This is a genomic window from Pseudomonas sp. 02C 26 (genome assembly GCF_002843585.1).
In the GTDB taxonomy this organism is placed as follows: Bacteria; Pseudomonadota; Gammaproteobacteria; order Pseudomonadales; family Pseudomonadaceae; genus Aquipseudomonas; species Aquipseudomonas shirazensis.
On record NZ_CP025262.1, the window covers coordinates 1,454,771 to 1,478,957 of the forward strand.

The 24,187-nt window shown below is 61.1% G+C and carries 24 protein-coding genes and 1 tRNA gene; 16 read left to right on the forward strand and 9 right to left on the reverse strand.

Features of this window, described 5'->3' with window-relative positions; translation table 11 throughout:
• Positions 1-112: 112 nt before the first annotated feature.
• The 3 genes from phnN (at position 113) to CXQ80_RS06740 (ending at position 2,629) form a co-directional block, all read left to right on the forward strand.
• Entirely contained in the window at positions 113-703 is a 591-nt protein-coding gene (gene phnN / locus CXQ80_RS06730) for a phosphonate metabolism protein/1,5-bisphosphokinase (PRPP-forming) PhnN (RefSeq protein ID WP_101317736.1), read from the forward strand.
• A 109-nt stretch (positions 704-812) separates the two neighbouring features.
• A tRNA-Arg gene (locus CXQ80_RS06735) sits at positions 813-889 on the forward strand.
• A 189-nt stretch (positions 890-1,078) separates the two neighbouring features.
• Positions 1,079-2,629 (forward strand): sensor histidine kinase, encoded by a 1,551-nt coding sequence (locus CXQ80_RS06740; protein WP_101317738.1) that lies wholly within the window; start codon positions 1,079-1,081, stop codon positions 2,627-2,629.
• 49 nt (positions 2,630-2,678) lie between these two features.
• Here CXQ80_RS06740 and lpdA read toward each other — a convergent pair whose 3' ends face one another.
• Genes lpdA through CXQ80_RS06760 form a run of 4 tightly spaced genes read right to left on the reverse strand, consistent with a single transcriptional unit; the run spans position 2,679 to position 7,644 of the window.
• Positions 2,679-4,058, reverse strand: coding sequence for a dihydrolipoyl dehydrogenase (gene lpdA, locus CXQ80_RS06745; RefSeq protein ID WP_101317740.1), 1,380 nt, complete (start codon positions 4,056-4,058; stop codon positions 2,679-2,681).
• Between the two features lie 2 nt (positions 4,059-4,060).
• Positions 4,061-5,350 carry a dihydrolipoamide acetyltransferase family protein gene (locus CXQ80_RS06750; protein WP_101317742.1) on the reverse strand — a complete coding sequence of 430 codons (1,290 nt, stop codon included), beginning with the start codon at positions 5,348-5,350 and terminating at the stop codon, positions 4,061-4,063.
• Complete coding sequence (locus CXQ80_RS06755) at positions 5,351-6,409, reverse strand: alpha-ketoacid dehydrogenase subunit beta (protein ID WP_101317744.1); 1,059 nt, start codon at positions 6,407-6,409, stop codon at positions 5,351-5,353.
• Between the two features lie 2 nt (positions 6,410-6,411).
• Entirely contained in the window at positions 6,412-7,644 is a 1,233-nt protein-coding gene (locus CXQ80_RS06760; RefSeq protein ID WP_101317746.1) for a 3-methyl-2-oxobutanoate dehydrogenase (2-methylpropanoyl-transferring) subunit alpha, read from the reverse strand.
• Between the two features lie 197 nt (positions 7,645-7,841).
• Here CXQ80_RS06760 and bkdR point away from each other — a divergent pair, with 197 nt between their 5' ends.
• Positions 7,842-8,327, forward strand: coding sequence for a Bkd operon transcriptional regulator BkdR (gene bkdR / locus CXQ80_RS06765; RefSeq protein ID WP_054891915.1), 486 nt, complete (start codon positions 7,842-7,844; stop codon positions 8,325-8,327).
• 151 nt (positions 8,328-8,478) lie between these two features.
• Entirely contained in the window at positions 8,479-9,798 is a 1,320-nt protein-coding gene (locus CXQ80_RS06770; RefSeq protein ID WP_101317748.1) for an MFS transporter, read from the forward strand.
• Between the two features lie 30 nt (positions 9,799-9,828).
• Here the strand turns inward: CXQ80_RS06770 and CXQ80_RS06775 are convergent, their stop codons facing one another.
• The 4 genes from CXQ80_RS06775 to flgA form a co-directional block, all read right to left on the reverse strand.
• Positions 9,829-10,572, reverse strand: a complete 744-nt coding sequence (locus CXQ80_RS06775; protein ID WP_101317750.1) for a flagellar brake protein — start codon at positions 10,570-10,572, stop codon at positions 9,829-9,831.
• A 78-nt stretch (positions 10,573-10,650) separates the two neighbouring features.
• Positions 10,651-11,118 carry a flagella synthesis protein FlgN gene (locus CXQ80_RS06780; protein WP_101317752.1) on the reverse strand — a complete coding sequence of 156 codons (468 nt, stop codon included), beginning with the start codon at positions 11,116-11,118 and terminating at the stop codon, positions 10,651-10,653.
• A 48-nt stretch (positions 11,119-11,166) separates the two neighbouring features.
• Entirely contained in the window at positions 11,167-11,478 is a 312-nt protein-coding gene (gene flgM, locus CXQ80_RS06785) for a flagellar biosynthesis anti-sigma factor FlgM (RefSeq protein ID WP_101317754.1), read from the reverse strand.
• Positions 11,479-11,630: 152 nt separating this feature from the next.
• Positions 11,631-12,383: a flagellar basal body P-ring formation chaperone FlgA gene (flgA, locus tag CXQ80_RS06790; RefSeq protein WP_101317756.1), complete on the reverse strand. Its 753-nt coding sequence runs from the start codon at positions 12,381-12,383 to the stop codon at positions 11,631-11,633.
• 65 nt (positions 12,384-12,448) lie between these two features.
• Between flgA and CXQ80_RS06795 the strand changes: the two genes are divergently transcribed.
• Positions 12,449-13,378, forward strand: a complete 930-nt coding sequence (locus CXQ80_RS06795) for a chemotaxis protein CheV (RefSeq protein ID WP_101317758.1) — start codon at positions 12,449-12,451, stop codon at positions 13,376-13,378.
• 49 nt (positions 13,379-13,427) lie between these two features.
• On the forward strand, positions 13,428-14,255 hold the full coding sequence (gene cheR / locus CXQ80_RS06800) for a protein-glutamate O-methyltransferase CheR (protein WP_101317760.1): 828 nt from the start codon (positions 13,428-13,430) through the stop codon (positions 14,253-14,255).
• A gap of 167 nt (positions 14,256-14,422) precedes the next feature.
• Here the strand turns inward: cheR and CXQ80_RS06805 are convergent, their stop codons facing one another.
• Positions 14,423-16,999: an autotransporter domain-containing protein gene (locus CXQ80_RS06805; RefSeq protein WP_371918920.1), complete on the reverse strand. Its 2,577-nt coding sequence runs from the start codon at positions 16,997-16,999 to the stop codon at positions 14,423-14,425.
• A 365-nt stretch (positions 17,000-17,364) separates the two neighbouring features.
• Between CXQ80_RS06805 and flgB the strand changes: the two genes are divergently transcribed.
• The 9 genes from flgB to CXQ80_RS06850 all read left to right on the forward strand — a co-directional run bounded on the left by flgB (position 17,365) and on the right by CXQ80_RS06850 (position 24,184).
• Positions 17,365-17,772 (forward strand): flagellar basal body rod protein FlgB, encoded by a 408-nt coding sequence (gene flgB, locus CXQ80_RS06810; RefSeq protein WP_101317765.1) that lies wholly within the window; start codon positions 17,365-17,367, stop codon positions 17,770-17,772.
• Positions 17,773-17,774: 2 nt separating this feature from the next.
• Positions 17,775-18,218 carry a flagellar basal body rod protein FlgC gene (gene flgC / locus CXQ80_RS06815; protein WP_101317767.1) on the forward strand — a complete coding sequence of 148 codons (444 nt, stop codon included), beginning with the start codon at positions 17,775-17,777 and terminating at the stop codon, positions 18,216-18,218.
• Positions 18,219-18,233: 15 nt separating this feature from the next.
• Entirely contained in the window at positions 18,234-18,935 is a 702-nt protein-coding gene (gene flgD / locus CXQ80_RS06820; protein WP_101317769.1) for a flagellar hook assembly protein FlgD, read from the forward strand.
• 27 nt (positions 18,936-18,962) lie between these two features.
• On the forward strand, positions 18,963-20,312 hold the full coding sequence (gene flgE, locus CXQ80_RS06825) for a flagellar hook protein FlgE (RefSeq protein WP_101317771.1): 1,350 nt from the start codon (positions 18,963-18,965) through the stop codon (positions 20,310-20,312).
• Positions 20,313-20,381: 69 nt separating this feature from the next.
• Entirely contained in the window at positions 20,382-20,567 is a 186-nt protein-coding gene (locus tag CXQ80_RS06830; protein WP_101317773.1) for a hypothetical protein, read from the forward strand.
• 180 nt (positions 20,568-20,747) lie between these two features.
• Positions 20,748-21,488 carry a flagellar basal-body rod protein FlgF gene (gene flgF, locus CXQ80_RS06835; RefSeq protein WP_101317775.1) on the forward strand — a complete coding sequence of 247 codons (741 nt, stop codon included), beginning with the start codon at positions 20,748-20,750 and terminating at the stop codon, positions 21,486-21,488.
• Between the two features lie 46 nt (positions 21,489-21,534).
• The gene (flgG, locus tag CXQ80_RS06840) at positions 21,535-22,320 is read left to right on the forward strand and encodes a flagellar basal-body rod protein FlgG (protein WP_101317777.1); all 786 of its coding nucleotides are present in this window, start codon (positions 21,535-21,537) and stop codon (positions 22,318-22,320) included.
• A 46-nt stretch (positions 22,321-22,366) separates the two neighbouring features.
• The gene (gene flgH / locus CXQ80_RS06845; protein WP_101317779.1) at positions 22,367-23,062 is read left to right on the forward strand and encodes a flagellar basal body L-ring protein FlgH; all 696 of its coding nucleotides are present in this window, start codon (positions 22,367-22,369) and stop codon (positions 23,060-23,062) included.
• 12 nt (positions 23,063-23,074) lie between these two features.
• The gene (locus CXQ80_RS06850) at positions 23,075-24,184 is read left to right on the forward strand and encodes a flagellar basal body P-ring protein FlgI (protein WP_101317781.1); all 1,110 of its coding nucleotides are present in this window, start codon (positions 23,075-23,077) and stop codon (positions 24,182-24,184) included.
• Positions 24,185-24,187: the final 3 nt, after the last annotated feature.

The following is a 24,187-nucleotide window of genomic DNA, read 5'->3' on the forward strand; positions in this document are numbered from 1 at the left end:
TTTTCGGATCTACTGAATGTCAGACCTCTGCCGTCAAAATCTGGTAACAGTCGGAAAAGGGCAGGGATAACACCTAGAATGCGCTCGGTCCCTAACAGTGAGCATAGTGGCTATGCAATATGACGCAAGCGGCAGTCCATCGACAGTAGGTAGGTTGATATTCCTCGTTGGACCCTCTGGATCTGGAAAAGATTCCCTGATCGACGCGTCTTGGGCGAAATTGACCGAGCACGGCATCATGGTTGCTCGCCGCGTCATTACCCGCTCGCCCGAAGCACTGGGCGAGGCCGCGCAGGGTGTCAGCCCTGAGCAATTCGAGCAGATGCGCGCAGGTGGGCATTTTGCCATGTATTGGCAGGCAAATGCTTTGGCATATGGCATTCCGGCGCAGATTGATCAGTGGCTGCAGGCTGGCAAACACGTTTTGGTAAACGGATCGCGGGCTTACTTGGCCGAAGCGCGGCGACGTTACCCGGACCTGCTGGCAATCCGCCTCGAGGTAAACCCGACCGTCCTGCGTCAACGTTTGCTGGCGCGCGGCCGTGAGACCCCGCAAGCCATCGAGCAGCGTTTGCAGCGCAGCGCCAAACTGCAGGTGACCGCCGCCGCCGACGTGCATGTGCTGGACAACTCGCAGACGCTGGAGCAATCGGTCACCAGCCTGTTTGCCTTGCTACAGGCCGAAGGTTTGCTTCAAGCCTGACCGCTATGACAAGTCTTACGTGGCAAAAGCCCGAATCGGGCATGACAAACGGTCTGGCGCTGGTTAACATGCTCGCCGTCACGCTCATCGGCGCTCGCCGGTGGCACTGGTCCCAGTAGCTCAATTGGATAGAGCATCCCCCTCCTAAGGGGAAGGTTGGCCGTTCGAACCGGCCCTGGGACACCATCTCTCGCGCTGCAGGCGCCCACGCAGCACCGTCAGCTCCCCCATACATTTCCCGCCGGACCTGGCACTTTCATGCTAGATTCTCGGAAATCTCCGACCATTTCCATGCTGCAACGCCCAACTTGATCCCAAACGATCGGGATTACTGCGCTGGGCAGGCTTATTTACTACTCTGTGGAAGACATCACGATGCAGCAATCTTCTGCCGACGAGACCATTCGTGCGGCATTGCAGAGATCCCATGCGCGGCTTCATCGCCAGCATGAGTTGGTGGTCGAGTTTGGCGTCGCCTCGCTCAAGGCGAGTGACCTGGACCTGTTGCTTACCAAGGCTTGCGTGGTGGTTGCCGAAGGCATGCAGACGCGCTTTGCCAAGGTGCTGACGCCGCTGCCCGACAGTGAAGACTTGCTGCTGTCGCACGGGGTTGGCTGGGACGAAGCCGATATCGGTCACGCGACGCTGGGTGGTGACGTCGCCAGTCCGGCGGGTTATGCCATCGCCACCTACCGCCCGGTGCTGTCCAATCATCTTGGTCAGGAGCACCGTTTTCGCACCCCCGAGTTGCTGAAGAAGTACGGTATCGAGCGTGCCATCAACGTGCCGATTCGTGGTGCGATGACGCCGTTCGGCGTACTCGAAGCCGACAGCACCGACGGTGATGATTTCATCGAGAGCGATATCGTCTTTCTCGAAGGCATCGCCAACGTGCTATCGATGGCAGTCGAGCGGTTGGCGGCTGGTAACGCCGAGGCGCTGCCCGACCCGTATTCGGAGAGCATGCTCAACGCCAGCCCGGACTGCGTGAAGGTACTGTCGACCGATGGCGAAATCGAGTTCATGAATGACGCCGGCATGTGCCTGATGCAAGTCGGCGATCTGGCCAAGGTCAAAGGCAAGTCTTGGCCGCAGCTGTGGCCAGAAGAGTCCAAGGACCTTGTGCTGGGCGTTATCGAGAAGGTCAGCAGCGGCGAATCCGCCCGCTTCGAGGCGTTCTGCCCGACCGCCAGCAACGAGCCCAGGTGGTGGGATGTCACCGTGGCGCCGATCGTCAGCCCGGACGGCGAGATCAGCAAGCTGATCGCGGTGTCCCGCGACATTACCGAGCGCCATCACCATGAGGCCAAGCTGCTCTCACTGATCGCCGCGCAGAACTCCAAGCTCAACGAAAGTGACCTTTTCCTTGAAGAGATTCACCACCGGGTCAAGAACAGCCTGCACCTGGTCAACACCTTGCTTATGTTGCAAGCCAACCTGACAGCGGACGAAGCGGTCAAGCTCCAGCTGGAGACTGCCGCTGGGCGCGTAGTGACGATTGCCAGCGTGCACGAGCGCTTGTACCAGGCGACAGAAAGCCAGGACCTCGATGTGGTTGAGTATCTGGGAGCGCTGTTGGGTGATCTGGGCAATGCGTTGGGTGATCGCAAGATCTCGTTGGAGGCTACGTCGTTTGTGCTGGCGCAAGAAAGAATGGCGCCGCTGGGGATGGTGGTGTCCGAGCTGATCACCAATGCGCTCAAGTACGGCAAGGGAAAAATCGAGGTCAGCCTGCACAAGGCTGAGGATCATGCCTTGATCACCGTGACCGACCAGGGTGACGGCTTCCCGGAGACCTTTCCCAAACCCAGTGGCACCGGACTGGGCATGCGCCTGGTCAAGAGTTACTCGGGTTACGGCGACAGCGCCATTTCGATTGATCGGCTGGAAGGCAAAAGCACCATCCGGGTCCGCTTCAAACTCTGATCCAGACCCAAGCGTGCAGCGCAGAGCGCGGTGCACGCCGGTCCTGCCGTTAGATATGCAATGCATGCCCCAAAGCGCGCAACGCGGCTTCCTGCACCGCCTCACCCAGGGTCGGGTGGGCATGGATGGTACCGGCTATGTCCTCCAGCCGCGCGCCCATCTCCAGCGACTGAGCAAACGCCGTCGACAGTTCTGAAACTGCCACGCCTACTGCCTGCCAACCCACGATCAGATGGTTGTCGCGCCGCGCTACCACGCGCACGAAACCGGTCTTTGACTCGAGTGTCATGGCCCGACCATTGGCCGCGAACGGGAACTGCGCAACGATGCAATCCAGACCTTGCTGGCTGGCCTGCTCCGGCGTATGCCCAGCCACCACCAACTCTGGATCGGTAAAGCACACTGCGGCAATCGCGGTGGGCGCAAAGCGCCGTGCGTGGCCGGCGATCAGCTCGGCGACCATTTCGCCCTGGGCCATGGCGCGGTGCGCCAGCATTGGCTCACCCGCCACATCGCCGATGGCCCAGACGTTGCGCATGCTGGTCTGGCAGCGCTCATCAATGGCCACGGCAGCACCGTTCATACTCAGCCCCAGGCTTTCCAGATTGAAGCCTTGCGTGCGTGGCCGGCGACCGACGGCGACCAGCACCTGATCGGCCTCCAGCAGCAGTTGTTGGCCGTCGGCAGTGCGCGCCTGCAAGGAGCCGCCCTCATAGCCTTCGACGCTGTAGCCCAGGTATGTAGCGACGCCGAGCTTTTTCAATGACTCGGCAACCGGTGCAGTCAATTCGGCATCGTAAGTCGGCAAGATCCGCTCACGCGCTTCGACCACGCTGACCTGTACCCCAAGCTTGCGATAGGCGATACCCAGCTCCAGGCCGATGTAGCCGCCGCCGACGACCACCAGGTGCTGGGGCAGTGCCTTGGGCGCGAGTGCTTCAGTGGACGAGATCACCGCGCCGCCCAGCGGCAGCATCGGCAGTTCAACGCTGCTGGAGCCGGTGGCCAGCAGCAGATGATCACAACGGATCAACTGCCCATCGACCTCGACGCTTTTGCCATCGACGATCTTCGCCCAGCCATGGATCACGGTCACCCCGTGCTTTTTCAGCAAGGCCGCGACACCACTGGTCAAACGATCGACAATGCCGTCTTTCCAGGCCACGCTGCGGCTGATGTCCAGCTGCGGTGTGGCCACGCTGATGCCCAGTGCGGCGTGTTCGCTGTGTCGGCAGGTCTGGTGAAACTGCTCGGCTACATGGATCAGCGCCTTGGACGGGATGCAGCCGACATTCAGGCAGGTGCCGCCGAGCGCCTGACCTTCGATCAATACGGTAGGGATGCCCAGCTGGCCGGCACGGATCGCTGCGATGTAGCCGCCAGGACCGCCACCGATGATCAGCAGGGTGGTGTTGAGGGTCTGAGTCATGCTCACTCCACGAACAGGCAGGCGGGTTGCTCAAGCAAGCCGCGCACGGCCTGGATGAACAAGGCGGCGTCCATGCCATCGACCACGCGGTGATCGAACGAGCTGGACAGGTTCATCATCTTGCGCACGACGATCTGGCCGTCGACCACCACCGGCCGTTCGACCATGCGGTTGACGCCGACGATCGCTACCTCCGGGGTGTTGACCACGGGCGTGCTGACAATGCCGCCCAGGGCGCCAAGGCTGGTCAGGGTGATGGTCGAGCCGGTCAGCTCGTCGCGGCTGGCCTTGTTGTTGCGCGCCGCGTGGGCCAGGCGGGTGATCTCGCTGGCATTGCTCCACAGGCTGCCGGCCTCGGCGTGACGCAATACCGGCACCATCAGGCCGTTGTCGCCCTGAGTGGCAATGCCGACATGCACCGCACCATGGCGGGTGATGACCTGGGCTTCGTCGTCATAGGTGGCGTTGATCTGCGGGAAGTCGCGCAGGGCGACGACCATTGCCCGCACCAGCAACGGCAGCAGGGTGAGTTTGCCGCGGCTTTCGCCGTACTTGCGATTGAGCTGTTGGCGCAGGGCCTCCAGCGCGGTCACGTCGATTTCTTCAACGTAGCTGAAGTGGGCAACACGGCGCTTGGCATCCTGCATGCGCTGGGCAATCTTGCGGCGCAGGCCGATCACCGGCACCTGTTCGCTGTCGGTGCGCCGGCTGTAACCACTTGGCGCTTGCCCGGCAGCGGACTGTGGTTTGCTCATGAAGTTGTCGAGGTCTTCATGCTGAATACGCCCGGCCGGGCCACTGCCGTGCACATAACGTAATTCGATACCGGCATCCAGCGCGCGCTTGCGCACGGCAGGGGAGGCCAGTGGTTTTTCGTTGGCCTGGCGCGGCACGATTTCAGCGCTGGGCTTGCTCGCCGCAGGCTGGCTGGCGACACTGGCCGGTGCAACTACGGGCGCTGGCGATTCAGTGCGGGCAGTGCTGACGGCGGGCGCGGTGGCAGCTGCTGCGGCCGGTTTGCTGTCTGGCGCGTCAACATGGTTGCCACTGCCTTCGACTTCGATGCGGATCAGTTCGCTGCCGACCGCCATGACTTCACCCGGCTGGCCGCCGAGGGCTACTACCGTGCCGCTGACCGGCGAGGGAATTTCCACCGTGGCCTTGTCGGTCATGACATCGGCCACTACCTGATCTTCGGCAATCACATCGCCGACCTTGACGAACCACTCAACCAACTCGACCTGCGCGATGCCTTCGCCGATGTCCGGCATCTTGATGACGTGCGTGCCCATTCAGACCTCCATGACCTTTTTCAGTGCCGCGCCAACCCGCGAGGGGCCTGGGAAGTACGCCCATTCCTGCGCGTGCGGGTAGGGCGTGTCCCAGCCGGTGACGCGCTCGATAGGCGCTTCGAGGTGATGGAAGCAATGCTCTTGCACCAGCGCGACCAACTCGGCACCAAAACCGCAGGTGCGTGTGGCTTCGTGTACGACCACGCAGCGGCCGGTTTTTTTCACCGAATCGACAATCGCGTCCAGGTCCAGCGGCCACAGGCTGCGCAGGTCGATGACTTCGGCGTCGACGCCGGTCTCTTCGGCAGCCACTTGCGCGACATAGACGGTGGTGCCGTAGGTCAGCACGGTCACGTCGTTGCCGGGCCGCACGATCGCAGCCTTGTCCAGCGGCACTTTGTAGTAGCCGTCCGGCACCGCGCTCTGGGCATGCTTGGCCCATGGCGTCACCGGGCGGTCGTGGTGGCCGTCGAACGGGCCGTTGTACAGGCGCTTGGGCTCGAGGAAGATCACCGGGTCGTCGCATTCGATCGAGGCAATCAACAGGCCCTTGGCGTCATACGGGTTGGACGGCATGACCGTGCGCAGCCCGCAGACCTGGGTGAACATCGCCTCAGGGCTCTGGCTGTGGGTTTGTCCGCCATAGATGCCGCCGCCGCAAGGCATGCGCAGGGTCAGCGGCGAAATGAACTCACCGGCCGAGCGATAGCGCAAGCGGGCCATCTCCGAGACGATCTGGTCGGAGGCCGGGTAGAAGTAGTCGGCGAACTGGATTTCCACCACCGGGCGCAGGCCATAGGCACCCATGCCGACAGCAGTACCGACGATGCCGCTTTCGGAAATCGGCGCATCGAATACCCGCGACTTGCCATACTTGGTCTGCAGACCTTCAGTGCAGCGGAACACACCGCCGAAATAGCCGACGTCCTGGCCATAGATGACCACATTGTCATCGCGCTCAAGCATCACATCCATGGCCGAGCGCAAGGCCTGGATCATGGTCATGGTAGTGGTGGACATGGCGGTTTCCAGGTCGATGCTGTTGTTGTGATCGTTCATGTTCAGACCCCCAGCTCTTGGCGCTGACGGCGCAGGTGCTCAGGCATTTCCTTGTACACGTCCTCGAACATCGAGGCGGCACTGGGGATCTGGCCATTGCTCATGGTGCCGTACTGCTCGGCTTGCTTCTGTGCCTTGATCACTTCGGCTTCGAACTCGGCAGTTACTGCCTGATGTTCTTCTTCGGACCACTGGCCGATGTGAATCATGTGCTGCTTGAGGCGGGCGATCGGGTCGCCCAGCGGGAAGTGGCTCCAGTCATCGGCAGGACGGTACTTGGAAGGGTCGTCCGAGGTCGAGTGCGGGCCGGCGCGGTAGGTGACCCATTCGATCAGGGTTGGCCCAAGGCCATGGCGGGCGCGTTCAGCGGCCCAGCGCGAGGCGGCATACACCGCAACGAAGTCGTTGCCGTCGACGCGCAGCGAGGCGATACCGCAGCCAACGCCACGGCCGGCAAAGGTGGTCGACTCACCGCCGGCGATTGCCTGGAAGGTCGAGATCGCCCACTGGTTGTTGACCACGTTGAGAATCACCGGCGCGCGGTAGACATGGGCAAAGGTCAGGGCAGTGTGGAAGTCCGACTCGGCGGTAGCGCCGTCGCCGATCCAGGCCGAGGCGATCTTGGTATCGCCCTTGATCGCCGAGGCCATCGCCCAGCCGACGGCCTGGACGAACTGGGTGGCGAGGTTGCCGCTGATGGTGAAGAAGCCGGCTTCGCGCACCGAGTACATGATCGGCAGCTGACGGCCCTTGAGCGGATCGCGCTCGTTGGACAGCAGTTGGCATATCATGTCGACCAGCGACACGTCGCGGGCCATCAGGATGCTTTGCTGGCGGTAGGTCGGGAAGCACATGTCGCTGCGGTTCAGGGCCAACGCCTGAGCGCTGCCAATGGCCTCTTCGCCAAGGCTTTGCATGTAGAAAGACATCTTCTTCTGGCGCTGGGCAACCACCATGCGGCTGTCGAAGATACGCGTCTTGAGCATGGCGCGCATACCCTGACGCAGGATTTGCGGGTCGATGTCCGCAGCCCATGGGCCAACGGCGTTGCCGTGCTCATCGAGCACGCGCACCAGGCTGTTGGACAGGTCTGCGGTTTCGGCAGGCTCGACATCGATAGGGGGCTTGCGAACCTGGCCTGCATCGTTCAGACGCAGGTAGGAGAAATCAGTCTGGCAGCCTGGCCGGCCGGTAGGCTCGGGCACATGCAAACGCAGGGGGGCGTACTCGTTCATGCTGTTTACGCTCGCTCGAATATTGTTTTTGTGAGCTTTGAAGCGGTCGCCGCTGAATGCCGGCTCGTGACCAGCAGGTCAGTGCTGACTACATGGTAGTGGGAGCGCAGGAGAATATTTCTCTCTTGTTGATTGCCTTTGCCCTCACGCCCAGATAAACATTCCGCATAAACACAAAAAACTGGTGATTTTGTCTCATGCGCAAACTCGATCGCACCGATATCGGCATTCTCAACAGCCTGCAGGAAAACGCCCGCATCACCAACGCCGAGCTGGCCCGCTCGGTCAACCTGTCACCGACGCCGTGCTTCAACCGGGTCAAGGCGATGGAGGAGCTGGGCGTGATTCGCCAGCAAGTGACCTTGCTGTCGCCTGAGGTGCTGGGGCTGGACGTCAATGTGTTCATCCATGTCAGCCTGGAAAAGCAGGTCGAGCAGTCGCTGCATCGCTTCGAGGAAGAGATCGCCGAGCGGCCCGAGGTGATGGAGTGTTACCTGATGACCGGCGACCCGGATTACCTGCTCAGGGTGTTGTTGCCGAGTATTCAGGCGCTCGAGCGGTTTCTCGACTACCTGACCCGCTTGCCGGGGGTAGCCAACATCCGCTCCAGCTTCGCCCTCAAGCAAGTGCGGTACAAAACGGCGTTGCCGCTGCCAGCCAATGGCATGACCTTGCGTGAATGAGATGGACGATGTGCGAGGGTGTACAGGAACTCTGCCGTGACCCACTCATCGAAGCTAGACCTTTTTGCTGACTACTGCCTGCAGCCCGGCCTGTTTGCCCTTATGCTTGCCAGCATACCCTCCACCTGAATCGGGAGCCCCTCAGGGACGCATGCGCCAGATCTGGAAGTCTTTTCGTTCACTGTACTTTGCTGCGCTGATGATGCTGATCGGCTCCGGTCTGCTCAGTACCTACCTGGCGCTGCGCCTGGCGGCTGAAAACGTCGACAGCCTGTGGGTGGGTGCCTTGATGGCGGCCAACTACTTTGGTCTGGCGCTGGGCGGCAAGATCGGCCACCGGCTGATTGCCCGGGTTGGGCATATCCGCGCCTACGCGACCTGCGCCGGTATCGTCGGCGCGGCGGTGCTCGGCCATGGCCTGACCGATCTGTTGCCGGTGTGGGTTGGGCTGCGGGTGATCGTCGGTCTGGGCATGATGTGTCAGTACATGGTCATCGAGAGCTGGCTCAATGAGCAGGCCGATGCCAAACAGCGCGGTGCCGTATTCAGCGGCTACATGATCGCTTCGTATCTGGGCCTGGTGCTGGGTCAGTTGATTCTGGTTGTGCACCCTGAACTTGGCCCTGAGCTGCTGATGCTGGTCGCCATGTGCTTCGCCCTGTGCCTGGTGCCCGTGGCGATGACCCGGCGCATTCACCCGGCGCCTTTGCATCCGGCACCGATGGAGCCGAAGTTCTTCATCAAACGTGTGCCGCAGTCGCTGAGTACCGTGCTTGGCGCGGGGCTGATCGTCGGCTCGTTCTATGGTTTGGCGCCGCTGTACGCCTCCAATCAAGGCCTGAGCACAGAGCAGATCGGTTTGTTCATGGGTTGCTGCATCTTTGCCGGGTTGTTGGTGCAGTGGCCGCTGGGCTGGTTGTCCGACCGTTATGATCGCGCAGTGCTGATCCGCAGCGCGGCGGGCGGCCTGGCGCTGGCGGCGTTGCCGCTGGCGATCCTGCCAAGTGTGCCGTTGGAAGTGCTGTTTGCGGTCGGCTTTGTCATCTCGTTGTTGCAGTTCTGCCTGTATCCGCTGGCGGTGGCTTTTTCCAATGACCATGTCGAGAGCGAGCGGCGGGTGTCGTTGACCGCGATGTTGCTGGTTACTTATGGCGTGGGCGCCTGTATCGGGCCGTTGGCGGCAGGCGTGCTGATGAAGCTGCTCGGGCCGCAGATGCTCTATGCATTCTTCCTGTTCTTCGCGCTGGTGCTGGTGTGGCGGATTCGACCGAAGGCGGTTACCGGTTTGCACCAGGTGGAGGATGCGCCGCTAGGACACGTCGCGATGCCGGCTGCTGGCTCGCCATTGTCGGCGGCGCTCGACCCGCGGGTGGATGAGCAGACTGTGCAGGATGTGATGCAGACGCCAGTGGCGGCGGAGGATACCGAGGAGGATCAGGTCGGTCCTGAGGGCAGGCCTTCCGAGCTGTAAGGGCTGGGCCCGCATAGCGGGCCCGGAATCTCAGTAATCGTCTTTATCGAATCGCCGCGCTTCACGCTGCAGCTGGTAGACAAAACTTTCGATCTTGCGCTGCGCCTGGCCACTCAGGTTGTGGAAGCGCACGCCAGCGAAGGTGGTATTGATGCGTTCTTCGAAGTGCAGATGACGCAGCTCGACCATCACGTCCACCAGCCCCAACGGGTTGCCCGCCTTGAATCGCTCGTAAACCTGGCCCAATTGCAGACGCTCTTCTACGTCGCCTTCAAAACGCATCTTGCAGCCGGTGGCGGAGATGTCCAGCAGCTTGCCGCGCAGTGCGCCATTGCCCTTGATATGGGTACCATCCAGCGTCACATCGACCAACTGGGATAGTTTCAGCGCAGCGCGGAACGCGTTGCGGCGCTGGTGGTAGACGACTTCTTCCGGCAGGGGGCCGCGGTAGCTGCGGTGGCCATCGACCTCGGTGATGGTCAATGGCGAGTTGCATTCCCAGGCGATACGCACGCCGTCATGGAAGCCTTCAACGCGGAACGGTTCGCCGTTCTCTATGAATTTTTCCCCGTCGCGCGGGATCATTTCATCCAGTGCCACGCTGTTGCTGTCACGGTCAACATCCACTACATAGCTCTGAAACCGCTGGCTACGCTCGTGGAAAGTGATGATCAGCGGATCGTGGCTATCCAGCAGTTGACGCAAGTTGGCGACAATTTCCAAAGGGGTATTGAGCACCTTTGGCGGCTGGGGAGCATCGGATTCATTGAACACGGGTTATAAATCTCCAGGCAAAAACGACACACGCAATTAACGGCATTTTGCCAGTAGTACCGTGCAATGTCAGAAAAATCACACTTGGCTGAGCGCCCGCGGTTTGACCATTGGCGAGGTTGCGCCACGGCTGTCATACAGCGACGGAGAGTCGCCGCCCATGAGGATGCGGATTTGATTGGATGTGGCGTTTTGCTGGACCTGGATGATCCGCCCGTTGGTCTCGTTGACCTGTTGGCAGGTATCCATCAACTGGGTCAGCACGCCGAGCTGCTGCATGATCAGCTCGCCGTTGGGCGAGAGGTCGGCAACTGCCTGCACACCGGCGCGATCCGCCGTGAGGCCGAGGCTGGTGAGCAGGTGATTACGGCGCTGGCCCTGCTGCTCGAGCAGCACGATCAAAGACTGCTTGCGGGCGAGAATGGTCTCGAGCACCTCGATTTCACGGCCATGCAGGGCGACTGCCTCGTTCTGTAGCAGCTCGAGCAGTTCCTGGGTGGGCGCGATGTCGTCTTCGATCAGTTGCAGCAGGGTTGTGTCGTGCATGGCTGGCTCTTTGGCTTGTAGCGTCCTTGAAGTCAGCGCGCCGAAGGCTTAGCGCTGAGCTTCGAAATCAAGCAGTTTACTGGCGACCCGGCTGGCATCGACCTGGTAGCTGCCGTCGGCGATCGCTTGTTTCAACTCAGCCACGCGGGCGCTGTTGACTACCGGCTGGTCGCGCAGCTTGTCGCTGATCTTCTGCAACTGCTGAGCCTCTTGGCTGAAATGTACCGCTTCTCCGCTGACGCTGGAGCGCGCTGGTGTTTCGCTGGCTTCACCGCTTTTTTCGGTGCTGCCGGCCGCGGTGCCACCGCGTATGCCGCCGACTGACGGCGAATTGTTCAAACGACTGAAGTCGATGACCATGATCAGAAACCTCTGGGTATTAAGACGCTTGCCTTGTTTTCGGCCAACCCGAAGAAAACTTTAGGCACGAATACGAAGCTGCCTGTCAGCAAGCTTTCGCTACCCGATTTCTGACACAGTTTAGGTAATGCGGTTCCTTACCGCCAGCACTGTTACATCGCTACTTCGACCTGGCCGGGGCCGGTCACCCGCGCCTTGACCACCCGCTTGGAGTTGAGGTTGCGCACTCTGATCTGTTCGCTGAAGCCGCCCTTGCTCAGTGCTTCGCCGGGCATGCGTACGCTGAGGGTGCCGCTGCGGGCCACGATCACCACTTGATCGCCCTTGCGGATCAGCTCTGCCTGTTCAAGGTGCTGCGGGGTCAGCACCTGGTCGAGCACCACCGGTCGCATCAGTTTCATGCCCACAGCCTGGTCCAGACTGCCGAGAAAACCCTGGCTGAGGGTGCCGACGTCGCGCTCGCGCAGAGTCACGTCGTCCTCGCTCACCACGCTTTCGCGCTTGAGCGGGCGGGCCATGACCACCACTTCGCGAAACAGCCTGACCTGGGCCGGTACAAACACCGTCCACGGCGCCGCGCTGTCACAGCGCACGCGTACCGTCACACGTCCGAGCGGCTGCGCCGGGCTTTCCAGCGACGCATCCAGCGGCTGGCTGCACAATGGCATGCGCAGGCGCGGGTCCAAGTTGTTGATCTGGATTTCGTAACGTCCGGCGGTCTGGCTGGTGGCCAGATAATCTTCGACGGTGAATTCAAGAAACCCTTGGGTGACACCGATAAGCTGTTCAGGCAAGGTTACCGCGTCGGCCAGCGCCCGAGCGGCAGGTGCCAGCAGGCACAGCGCAGCCAGGCTAGAGGCCAGCAAGCGGGTCAATCGTCGGGAAAATGTCGTTTTCATGTACATGACGCTCAAAAAAGCAAAGCCCGTGCCGACTTTAATAAGAAGGCAGAAACGATAAGGAGTCTGGCATGGCTGGTGTTATGGATTCGGTCAACCAGCGCACGCAGCTGGTTGGGCAGAATCGTCTGGAACTTTTGCTGTTTCGCCTCAATGGCGCTCAGTTGTACGGGATCAACGTGTTCAAGGTCCGTGAGGTGCTGCAGTGCCCGGCATTGACCGTGTTGCCCAAGTCGCACCCGGTGGTGCGCGGCGTAGCCAATATTCGCGGTGCGACCATTCCGATTCTTGATCTGTCGATGGCAACCGGCTTGCCCGGCCTGCAGGAAGACATCCGCAACAGTTTCGTGATCATCACCGAGTACAACACCAAGACGCAGGGCTTTTTGGTGCATTCGGTCGAGCGCATCGTCAACATGAACTGGGAGGAGATTCATCCGCCACCCAAGGGTACTGGCCGCGACCATTATCTGACGGCAGTGACCCGGGTCGACAACCGCATGGTCGAGATCATCGACGTGGAGAAGGTGCTGGCAGAAGTTGCGCCATCGTCCGAGTCGGTGTCTGTCGGTGTGGTCGACCAAGAGGTGCACAGCAAGGCGGTGTCGCTGCGCGTGTTGACGGTGGATGACTCGTCGGTAGCGCGCAAACAGGTCAGCCGTTGCCTGCAGACGGTCGGGGTCGAGGTGATCGCCCTGAATGATGGCCGTCAGGCGCTGGATTACCTGCACAAGCTGGTCGATGACGGCAAGCGTCCGGAAGAGGAATTCCTGATGATGATTTCCGACATCGAGATGCCGGAAATGGACGGCTATACCCTGACTGCGGCAATTCGTAGTGATCCGCGCATGCAACAATTGCACATCGTCCTGCATACTTCGTTGTCTGGGGTGTTCAACCAGGCCATGGTCAAGAAGGTCGGGGCCGATGATTTCCTGGCCAAGTTCCGGCCGGACGATCTGGCTCAGCGGGTTGTTGACCGGATCAAGGCTACGCATTAAACCGGTCGGGGTGCGCCCCGGCCTCAGCGATTGAAAAGAGGCGGTTGCATTGTCTACGGGTAATTTGGATTTCGAACAGTTCCGGGTCTTCCTGGAAAAAGCCTGTGGCATCCTGCTGGGCGAAAATAAGCAGTACCTGGTCTCCAGCCGTTTGAACAAGATGATGGAGCAGCAGGGGATCAAGTCGCTTGGTGAGCTGGTGCAGCGTATCCAGACCCAGCCGCGCAGCGGTCTGCGTGAGCAGGTAGTCGATGCGATGACCACCAACGAGACGTTGTGGTTTCGCGATACCTATCCGTTCGAGGTGTTGAAGAACAAGGTCATCCCGGAGTTCATCAAGGGCAATCCGGGGCAGCGCCTGCGCATCTGGTCGGCGGCCTGTTCGTCGGGGCAGGAGCCTTATTCCCTGTCGATGTCGATCGACGAGTTCGAGCGGGGCAATCTTGGCCAACTGAAAATGGGCGCGCAGATCGTCGCGACCGATTTGTCGGGGACCATGCTGACCAACTGCAAAAGCGGCGAGTACGACAGTCTGTCGATCGCCCGTGGCTTGTCGCAGGAGCGTCTGCAGCGCTACTTCGATGTGAAGGCGCCGGGGCGCTGGGCGATCAAGGCGCCGATCCGCAGTCGGGTCGAGTTTCGTTCGTTCAACCTGCTCGACAGCTATGCGAGCCTGGGCAAGTTCGATGTGGTGTTTTGCCGGAACGTGCTGATCTATTTCTCGGCGCAGGTGAAACGCGACATCTTGCTGCGCATCCATGCCACGTTGAAGCCTGGGGGGTATTTGTTCCTGGGGGCTTCGGAGGCGCTCAATGGGTTGCCTGATCATTATCAGATGGTCCAGTGCAGTCCCGGGATTATTTATCAGGCCAAGTGATATGGCCCCAGTCACGTTACGCTGACTGTTGGGGCGGCCTTGCCGGATGGTCGTAAACGGTCGCGCAGCGGCCCCGACAAGCCCAAGGCCATGAACAAAAAAGGCCAGCGTCAATCGACGCTAGCCTTTTCCAGAACAACAACCAATCAACCCCTCACAAGGTCAACTCAGAAGTCATACCGTACCTTGGCCGAGAACACATCGGCGTCAAATCCGGACTTGCCGATGTAGTCATAATTCAGACCCACCGTCACAGCGCCCAGCTTGTAATCAGCCCCCACGCCCGCTTCGTAACTGTTGCGTACCGCATCAGCTCCGTGCGTCACAAACGGCGTATTGCCCAGCAGGAAGGTAGACGTACTGCTGGCCTGGTCGGCCGCGAAGTCGTGATAGCCCATCAACTTGAACTGCGGTTCCAGCGTCCCGGCGCCCAGGCCAACGCTTCCGGCAACCCGAACCCCAGCCCCCAGCTCGATCGCTTCATAACGCTGATCTTCGATCTTCAGCGCAGCAGAAGAACCTTTCTCACGATAACCATCGATTTCCACTCGGCTGTAACGCGCCGCCAGGCGCGGCTCGATCAGCAACTGTGGGTTGATCCGGTAGGTATAACCTCCAACCAGATTCAGGCCCAGCAGGTCGCTGTCGTAGTCAGCCTTGGCGCGGGTGCCGGCGATGTCGCGCTTGCCTTCGTTGTCGTTGAAGCCGTAAGTCAGGCTGGCGTCAACGAAGTAGTTACCCTGCTCAAAGCCGCCGTACAGGGTGAATGCGTGGCTGTCGACTTCGGTCTGGTTGCCGCTTTTGCCGTTGACGTCGGTATTGATGAAGCTGTACGCCAGGCCCAGGGTCAGCTGGTCGTTGAGCTTGCCATCAGCACCTACCGCGATGCCGCGGCTGTAGGCGTTGTAGCCGGCAATGCCGTCGCGTTGGCCTTGGGTCGCATCGCTGTACAGCGACTGAATCCACACGCCGGTCTGCTGGAGCGCGTCGCCCGACGAAGCGCCGCGCAGGCCGCTGGTGCGGCTGGTGGTCACGCCGTTGACCAGGCTTTGGCTGGTGGTCGCTGCCTGGGTAGCTCCGCCGTTGATTTCCGGGGTCAGCTGTTCGGCAATCTTGGCCAGCTGCTTGCTGTCGGCGTTGACCGCAGCACGCAGCAGGGGGTCATTGGCGGCAAGCTTGGCGAGGACGCCGTCCTTGGCCAGGGCGCCGAGCGCGCGTTTGTGGTTGATGGTGCCGCCATTCAGATCCAGTACGTGGTCGATGCCTTGCTGATCCTTGGTGGTGACCACCGCCACGACTGTGTTGCCTTCGACAGCGCTGGTGTCGACATCGAGCAGTGCCGAGGTGCTGGTGACCAGCGGAGCACCTTGCAGCTCGCCGGCCTCTATCAGCTTGAAACGGCTGCCGTTGGCGCTGAAGTCATTACCGCGTGCAGTCAGTTTCAGTTGCGCACCTTCGCCGAATTCAGCGGTGCCGCTGACGCTGACGACAGCGCGAGCAGGGTTGGTGTCGGCGCCCAGGGTCAGGCCCAGTGCCGAGTTGCCAGCAACATACAGGTTGCCGTCGATGGTGGTGTGCGCCGACTGCAGCGCCAGGGTCGCCGAGTTGCCGCCCGAAACCGAACCGACGTCGATCCAGCCGTTGTCCTTGAGGCGAATGTTGGAGCCGTCAGCGGAACTGTCGGTGCCAGTGAAGGAGGTGTCGGCCTCGACTTCGATGTTCGACAGGTCGATCAGGTTGCCGACGATCACGCTGCCTTTGCGCAGGATCAACTCGACCGGGCGGTTGGCTTCGGAGGCATCGATCGCTTCATCCTGAGAGATGATGGTGCCGCTGTTGAAGATGTTCAGATCACCGTGCAACTGGTACTGAGGTTGCAGGCCCGGGCCGTCGAAGTCGACGTTGCCGATGCTGATTGCCGCGTCTTCGGCAATGATGGTGCCGGTGTTGAGCAGGTGTACGCCATCGGCGGTGCTCAGGCTGGCGCCGTCGAGCATGATGCCGTTGGCGTCGTTGCCGGTGGCGATGATGGTGCCGTGGTTTTCGATGCCGGCCAGGTCGACCATGTCGCCGCGGTTGCTGGTGGTGGCGTCGATGGCAGTGGCGCCTTCGCCGCTGACGACGATGCTGCCGTAGTTGATCACCTTGCCATTGATGGTGCCGCCTTCGAGGTTGATCCCGCGGGCGCTTTCGCCGCTGGCCACGATACGGCCGCTGTCGGCGTTGATCAGGTCGCCTTCGATCAGCGAGGTGCCGGAGAAGTCCAGCGCGCGAGCGACATCGGTGCCGCCGCCGTCTGTCAGTGGCTCGCCGATGGCCGACAGCAAACCCTGGTTGATCAGGTTGCCGCCGATCCGCGCTGGATCGATCATCAGCGCGTTGGCGCCGCCGCCGGTGGCGCTGATGCTGCCTTTGTTGATGACGTCGCCGGCGATGTCGTTGCGTGCCCAGCCCAGGCCATCTTCCCAGCTGTCCATGTCCACGCCGCCGGCAAAGTCGCCGCTGCTGTCGATGGTGCTGTTGAGGATCAGGTCGCCGGTAATCGTCGAGCCGTTCAGTTCAATGGCGTCTTCATCGCTGCCGCCGGTGTAGCTGCCAGTGAATTCGAGATTGCCGTAGTGAGTCTGGTGCTCGCTCTTGAAGCCGGCGTTGGTCAGGTTGACCACCTGGTTGGCGAGCGGCACGGCAAAGGCGGGGAGGGCGCTGGCGGTGATGGCCAGGGCCAGCAGGGTCTTGCGGAAGATAACGGGAGCCACGGTTCTGTCCTTGAAAAACGGGGGAGCAAACGGCGCGCATCCATGCATGGCTCGAGGCAGTAAGTCAGGCGACTACGGCCAGCGGGGCCGCATGTCTGCGCGGCGCGAATCCTATCCTAAAATAGTGGCCAATTGACATTTTCGTTGGCGTCAATTTTTTGATTTGCCGCTTTTGCCGTCCAACTATTGCCGCCCGCCTCCCATCAAGCGGAAGCACTTTGCCGCTTTTCTGGCATTCCTATGCTCGCAAGCAAGGCTGAACGCCCTGATCCCGTGCCTTCCAGCTGGTTGGCACAGGCCTTGCTATAACTTCGCCAACGACACTCCGGCCCCATCGGCGAAGGTTTGCATCCATGAGCATCAGTTTCGACAAAGCGCTTGGCATCCATGAAAAAGCCCTGGGCTTTCGCGCTCAGCGCGCAGAGGTCCTGGCCAACAACATCACCAACGCCGACACGCCCAACTACAAAGCGCGTGACATGGACTTTTCGTCGGTGCTGGCTGCCGAGAGCGACAAGCAGCAAAACGGCCGCATCGCGCTCGACCGCACCAACACTCGCCATATCGAAGCGCAGGGCCTGGCCATGGGTGACGACACCCTGAAGTACCGTACACCGACACAGCCGTCGGTCGACCAGAACACCGTTGACGCTCAGGTCGAGCAGGCCAACTACACCGAAAACGCGATCGGTTTCCAGGCCAGCTTCACTTTGCTCAACAGTAAATTCAAAGGGCTGGTATCGGCCCTGCGCGGAGAGTAACCATGTCCCTTTCCAACGTTTTCAATATCGCCGGTAGCGGCATGAGCGCGCAGAATACCCGCCTCAACACCGTCGCTTCGAACATTGCCAACGCCGAGACGGTCTCGTCGAGCATCGACCAGACCTACCGCGCACGTCACCCCGTGTTCGCCACCACCTTCCAGCAGGCCCAGGCCGGCATGGGGCAGTCGTTGTTCGAAGACCAGGGTGAAGCGGGGCAGGGCGTGCAGGTAACGGGCATCATCGAAGACCAGAGTAATCTGGAAGCCCGCTACCAGCCTAATCACCCGGCGGCCAACAAGGACGGTTACGTCTACTACCCGAACGTCAACGTGGTCGAAGAGATGGCTGACATGATCTCGGCGAACCGTTCGTTCCAGACCAATGCCGAGCTTATGAACACTGCCAAGACCATGATGCAGAAGGTACTGACCCTGGGTCAGTGATAAGGAATCCGGACCATGGCTATCAACAGTACCAACCTCAATGAAGTGATCGCAGCGTCGGGTGTCAGCACCGGGACCAAGAAGGTGACCACCGATACGGCTTCCAAGACCGGCACTGATTCGCTGGGCAAGGATGCGTTTCTGCAGTTGCTGGTTTCCCAGATGCAGCACCAGAACCCGCTTGAACCTCAGGGCAATGGCGAGTTCGTGGCGCAGTTGGCGCAGTTCAGCAGCCTTGAAGGCATCACGTCGCTGAACGAGTCGGTCAATGCAATCACCAGTTCGCTGGGTTCGTCCCAGGCGCTGCAGGCGTCGTCGCTGGTCGGTCGTTCGGTGATCGTGCAGAACGACAAGGCGGTGGTTGACACCAGTGCAAGCTTCAATGGGCAGTTTGTGGTGCCGGAAGGCATCAGCGAAGCCAAGATCACGGTCAAGGACAAGGACGGCAATACCGTCAAGACCATTGAGCTGGGCGAACAGAAAGCCGGTTACGCCGACTTCATCTGGGACGGCACCAACGACAAGGGCGTCAAGGTCGATCCGGGTACCTACACCTTTACCGCCAGCACCATGGTGGACGGCAAGTCGGTGCAGATGAATACCCTGCTGCCGGCCAAGGTCACCAGCGTCAGTTTCAGCGCCAATGGCGAAATGGTCCTCAACCTCGCCGGCGTCGGCAAGGTCTCTCTTTCCGACGTACAAACCATCGGTATCTAAGGCCAGAACGGCACAAGGAGCAACAGCATGTCTTTCAATATCGGCCTTAGCGGTCTGTACGCAGCCAACAAGCAACTGGACGTCACCGGCAACAACATTGCCAACGTCAACACCAATGGCTTCAAGTCCTCGCGCACCGAGTTCGCCGACGTCTATGCCGGCGCCAACCGTCTGGGCGTGGGCAAGAACCAGATCGGCAATGGTGTGCGCCTGGCCGCGGTTTCCCAGCAGTTCAGCCAGGGTGACGTGAATAACACCGGCAACGTGCTGGACATGGGTATCCAGGGCCGCGGCTTCTTCGTGTTGTCCGACAACGGCACCCAGGTCTATACCCGTGCCGGTGCATTCCAGAACAACAAAGACAACTTTGTGGTGACCTCCGACGGCCTGCGTCTGCAGGGCTACGCAGCTGATTCCAACGGCAAGATCCAGAAGGGCATCCTCACCGACCTGAAGATCGACACCTCGTCACTGGCGCCAAAAGCCACCACGTTGATCGATCAGGGCATCAACCTGAACTCCTCGGCAACCTCCATTCCGCTGCCGGCTACCCCGCCTGGCGCGGGTGATATCGTCTTCGACCCGGCTGACGAAACCTCATACACCAAGTCGTTCCCGACCAAGGTTTTTGACAGCCAGGGTAACGAGCACACCATGGAGCAGTTCTATCGCAAGACCGGCAAGAACGAGTGGACCATGTATACCCTGGTCGACGGCCGTAACCCGATGGATCCGACCAGCACCGCGCCGTTGGTGGGTACCGTCAGTTTCAACGAAGACGGCAGCGTTGCCTCGATGACGGCCGACCAGACTGGCCTGCCGACCGGCGCCGAATGGAGTGTGACCAACAATGTCTTCAGCATGAAGGGCTGGATCCCGGCCGAAAAAGACGGTGCCGGCAACTGGGGCTCCAATGGCTCGGCCGGCAACCCGGATGGCATGCGTCTGTCGATGAACAGCACTACCTCGTACAACACCGAGACCGCGCGCATGTCGCAGTCGCAGGATGGTTACGCCACCGGTGTTCTGTCGAGCCTGAGCATCGACTCCAGCGGCGTCATGTTTGCCAGCTTCAGCAACCAGCAGTCGCGGGCGATCGGCCAGGTGGCTCTGGCCAGCTTTGCCAACGAGCAGGGTCTGCAGCAGATCGGCGGCACCCGCTGGACCGAGACCTTCGCGTCGGGTATCCCGGGCGTTGACGCACCCAAGACCGGCACCCTGGGCGGCGTCGAGTCCAACTCGCTGGAAGCCTCCAACGTCAACCTGACTCAGGAGTTGGTCGAGCTGATCAAGGCGCAGAGCAACTACCAGGCGAACGCCAAGACCATCTCGACCGAGAGCACCATCATGCAGACCACCATCCAGATGGTCGGCTAAAAGCGCTGAGGATGGACACTGGACGAGCCCCTTCGCTGCAAGGGGCTCGTCGTTTCAGGCAAGGTGGACATGAAAAAACTGATCATCGCCAGCGCTGCTGTGTTGTACCTGCTGCAGGCTCAGGCTGGCACCGCGCCGTGGTGGCGCTGGGAAAGCCAGGTGGATGGCCGGCTGGTGTGTTCGCAGTGGTCGCCAGGGGAGAGCTGGAAGCGTTTTGCCGGGCCCTTCAACAATGCCGGTTGCCGCGAGTTGTAGCCAGTTGCCGCCGGCGGCAAGCAAGCGCCGGATATCCGGCGTGAGTATTTCCCCACTATCCCCCATGAGCCCGTAAACACGGGCTTTTTCATGCTTTGTAGAAGTTGGTTCGGAACTTGCTTTATCGCCTGTATAGCAGCGGCGAGCGGCAAGCAATCGCCAGTGCAGTGGAGGAAGACTGTGGACAAGATGCTTTACGTGGCCATGACCGGCGCCAGCCAGAACGCGCTGGCGCAAAAGGCCCATGCCAACAACCTGGCGAACGTTTCAACCAACGGTTTCCAGCGTGACCTGGAGCAGGCGCGCTCGATGCCGGTGTTTGGTGACAGCTTTCCGTCGCGAGCATTTGCCCTGTCCGAGCGCCCGACCACCGACTTCACCGCCGGTGCGCTGGTGGAAACCGGCCGCGAGCTGGATGTTGCCGTGACCGGCAATGGCTTTATCGCCGTGCAGGCACCAGATGGCAGCGAAGCCTATGTACGCACCGGCAGCCTCAATATTGACGCCCTCGGCGTCCTGCGCGCTGGCAATGGCATGCCGGTGATCGGCAACGGCGGCCCGATTGCCGTGCCGCCCGAGCAGAAGGTCGAGATCGGCGAAGACGGCACCATCAGCATTCGCGCCATGGGTGAAGACCCGCGGGTGATGGCTGAGGTCGACCGGATCAAGTTGGTCAACCCGGACATCAAGGGCCTGACCAAAGGTACCGACGGCATGATCCACACCACCAGTGGCCAGCCTGCGGATGCCGACATCAACGTCAAGGTGGTGTCGGGTTTCCTTGAGTCGAGCAACGTCAATGCCGTCGAGGAAATGACCTCGGTGCTGGCCTTGTCGCGCCAGTTCGAACTGCACGTGAAGATGATGAACACGGCCAAGGAAGGCGATGAAGCCATGGCCCGGGTTTTGCAAATCAGCTAATCAATTTTGAACGGGTGCCGAAAAACAGGCGCGCGAGGAGAACACTATGCTTCCGGCACTTTGGGTCGCCAAGACCGGTTTGTCCGCCCAGGACACCAACCTGACGGTCATTTCCAACAACCTGGCCAACGTTTCGACCACCGGCTTCAAGCGTGATCGCGCCGAATTCCAGGACCTGCTGTACCAGATCAAACGCCAGCCTGGCGCTCAGTCGACGCAAGACAGCGAGCTGCCTTCGGGCCTGCAGGTCGGTACCGGTGTGCGCATCGTTGGCACTCAGAAGAACTTCCAGACCGGCAGCCTGCAAACTACCGAGAACCCGCTCGACCTGGCGGTCAATGGTCGCGGCTTCTTCCAGGTCTTGCAGCCTGACGGCACCGTGTCCTACACCCGTGACGGTACCTTCCACCTGAACTCCGATGGTCAGGTAGTGACCGCCAACGGCTTTGCCCTGGAGCCTGCGATCGTCGTCCCCAACGACGCCCAGACCTTCACCGTGGGCCAGGACGGTACCGTGTCGATCACCACCGCCGGCAACCCGGCGGCGCAGATCATCGGCAACCTGCAGACGGCTGACTTCATCAACCCGGCAGGCCTGCAGGCAATGGGCAACAACCTGTTCCTGGAAACCGCCGCCAGCGGCGCGCCACAGGTCGGTACCCCGGGCCTGAACGGCTTCGGCACCACCTTGCAGCAGACCTTGGAAAACTCCAACGTCAGCACCGTGGAAGAGCTGGTCAACATGATCACCACCCAGCGTGCCTACGAGATGAACTCCAAAGTCATTTCGACCGCCGACAAGATGCTCGGGTTCGTCACCCAGCAGCTGTAAATTCAGGTCGCTGTTGCAGCGCCAGTTCTACCGTGAGGGAAGCGTCATGAGCCGTTTGTTGTCCGTATTCGCCCTGGGTGGGGCGGTGTTGTTGGCCGGTTGCGTCGCGCCGACGCCCAAGCCCAACGACCCGTACTACGCGCCGGTGTTGCCGCGCACCCCATTGCCGGCGTCGGCCAACAACGGCTCGATCTATCAGGCCGGCTTCGAGCAGAACCTGTATGGCGACCGCAAGGCGTTTCGGGTGGGTGACATCATCACGATCACCCTCAACGAGCGTACCTCGGCGAGCAAGAGTGCCAACTCCCAGGTGGGCAAAGACAGCAAGGCCAGCCTCGGCCTGACTTCGCTGTTCGGCGCCATCCCCAATACCAACAACCCGTTGGGCAGTGGTGACCTGTCGCTCGAAGCCGGCTACAGCGGTAACCGCGCGACCAAGGGCGACAGCAAGGCCGCCCAGGGCAATACCTTGACCGGTTCGGTCACTGTGACCGTGGCTGAAGTCCTGCCCAACGGCATCATCGCCGTGCGCGGCGAGAAGTGGATGACCCTTAACACCGGCGACGAGCTGGTGCGGATTGCCGGGCTGGTGCGCGCCGATGACATCGCCACCGACAACACCGTACCGTCGACCCGCGTCGCCGATGCGCGCATCACCTATTCGGGTACCGGTTCGTTTGCCGATGCCAGCCAGCCCGGTTGGCTGGACCGCTTCTTCCTCAGCCCGCTTTGGCCTTTCTGAGTACGGATGCCCATGCTTAATTTCAGGCAGCTGATTGCCGCAACCGTGCTTGTATCCTGTGCGTTCAGCGCCCACGCCGAGCGCCTCAAGGACATCGCCAGTATCTCCGGCGTGCGCACCAACCAGCTGATTGGTTATGGCCTGGTGGTCGGCTTGAACGGCACTGGCGACCAGACCACGCAGACCCCGTTCACCCTGCAGACCTTCAACAACATGCTCTCGCAGTTCGGCATCAAGGTGCCGCCAGGCTCGGGCAACGTGCAGCTGAAGAACGTCGCCGCCGTGTCGATCCATGCGGATCTGCCAGCGTTTGCCAAGCCGGGCCAGGTGGTCGATATCACCGTGTCGTCGATCGGTAACTCCAAGAGCCTGCGCGGTGGCAGCCTGCTGATGACCCCGCTCAAGGGTATCGACGGCAACGTCTACGCCATCGCCCAGGGCAACCTGGTGGTCGGCGGTTTTGATGCCGAAGGCCGCGATGGCTCGAAGATCACCGTCAACGTGCCCTCGGCTGGGCGTATCCCTGGCGGTGCCAGTGTCGAGCGGGCCGTGCCGAGTGGTTTCAACCAGGGCAATAGCCTGACCCTGAACCTCAATCGCCCTGACTTCACCACCGCCAAGCGCATCGTCGACAAGGTCAACGAGCTGCTCGGCCCAGGTGTTGCCCAGGCCCTGGATGGCGGTTCGGTGCGGGTCACTGCGCCGATGGACCCAAGCCAGCGTGTCGACTACCTGTCGATCCTGGAGAACCTCGAGATCGATCCGGGCCAGGCCGTGGCCAAGGTCATCATCAACTCGCGTACCGGCACCATCGTCATCGGCCAGAACGTCAAGGTTTCGCCGGCTGCGGTGACCCACGGCAGCCTCACCGTGACCATTACCGAAGACCCGATCGTCAGCCAGCCGGGGCCGTTCTCCAATGGCCAGACGGCCGTGGTGCCACGTTCGCGCGTGAACGCAGAGCAGGAAGCCAAGCCGATGTTCAAGTTCGGCCCGGGCACCACCCTGGATGAGATCGTCCGAGCGGTCAACCAGGTCGGGGCAGCGCCCAGTGACTTGATGGCCATCCTTGAAGCGCTGAAACAGGCCGGTGCTCTGCAAGCCGACCTGATCGTGATTTGAGGG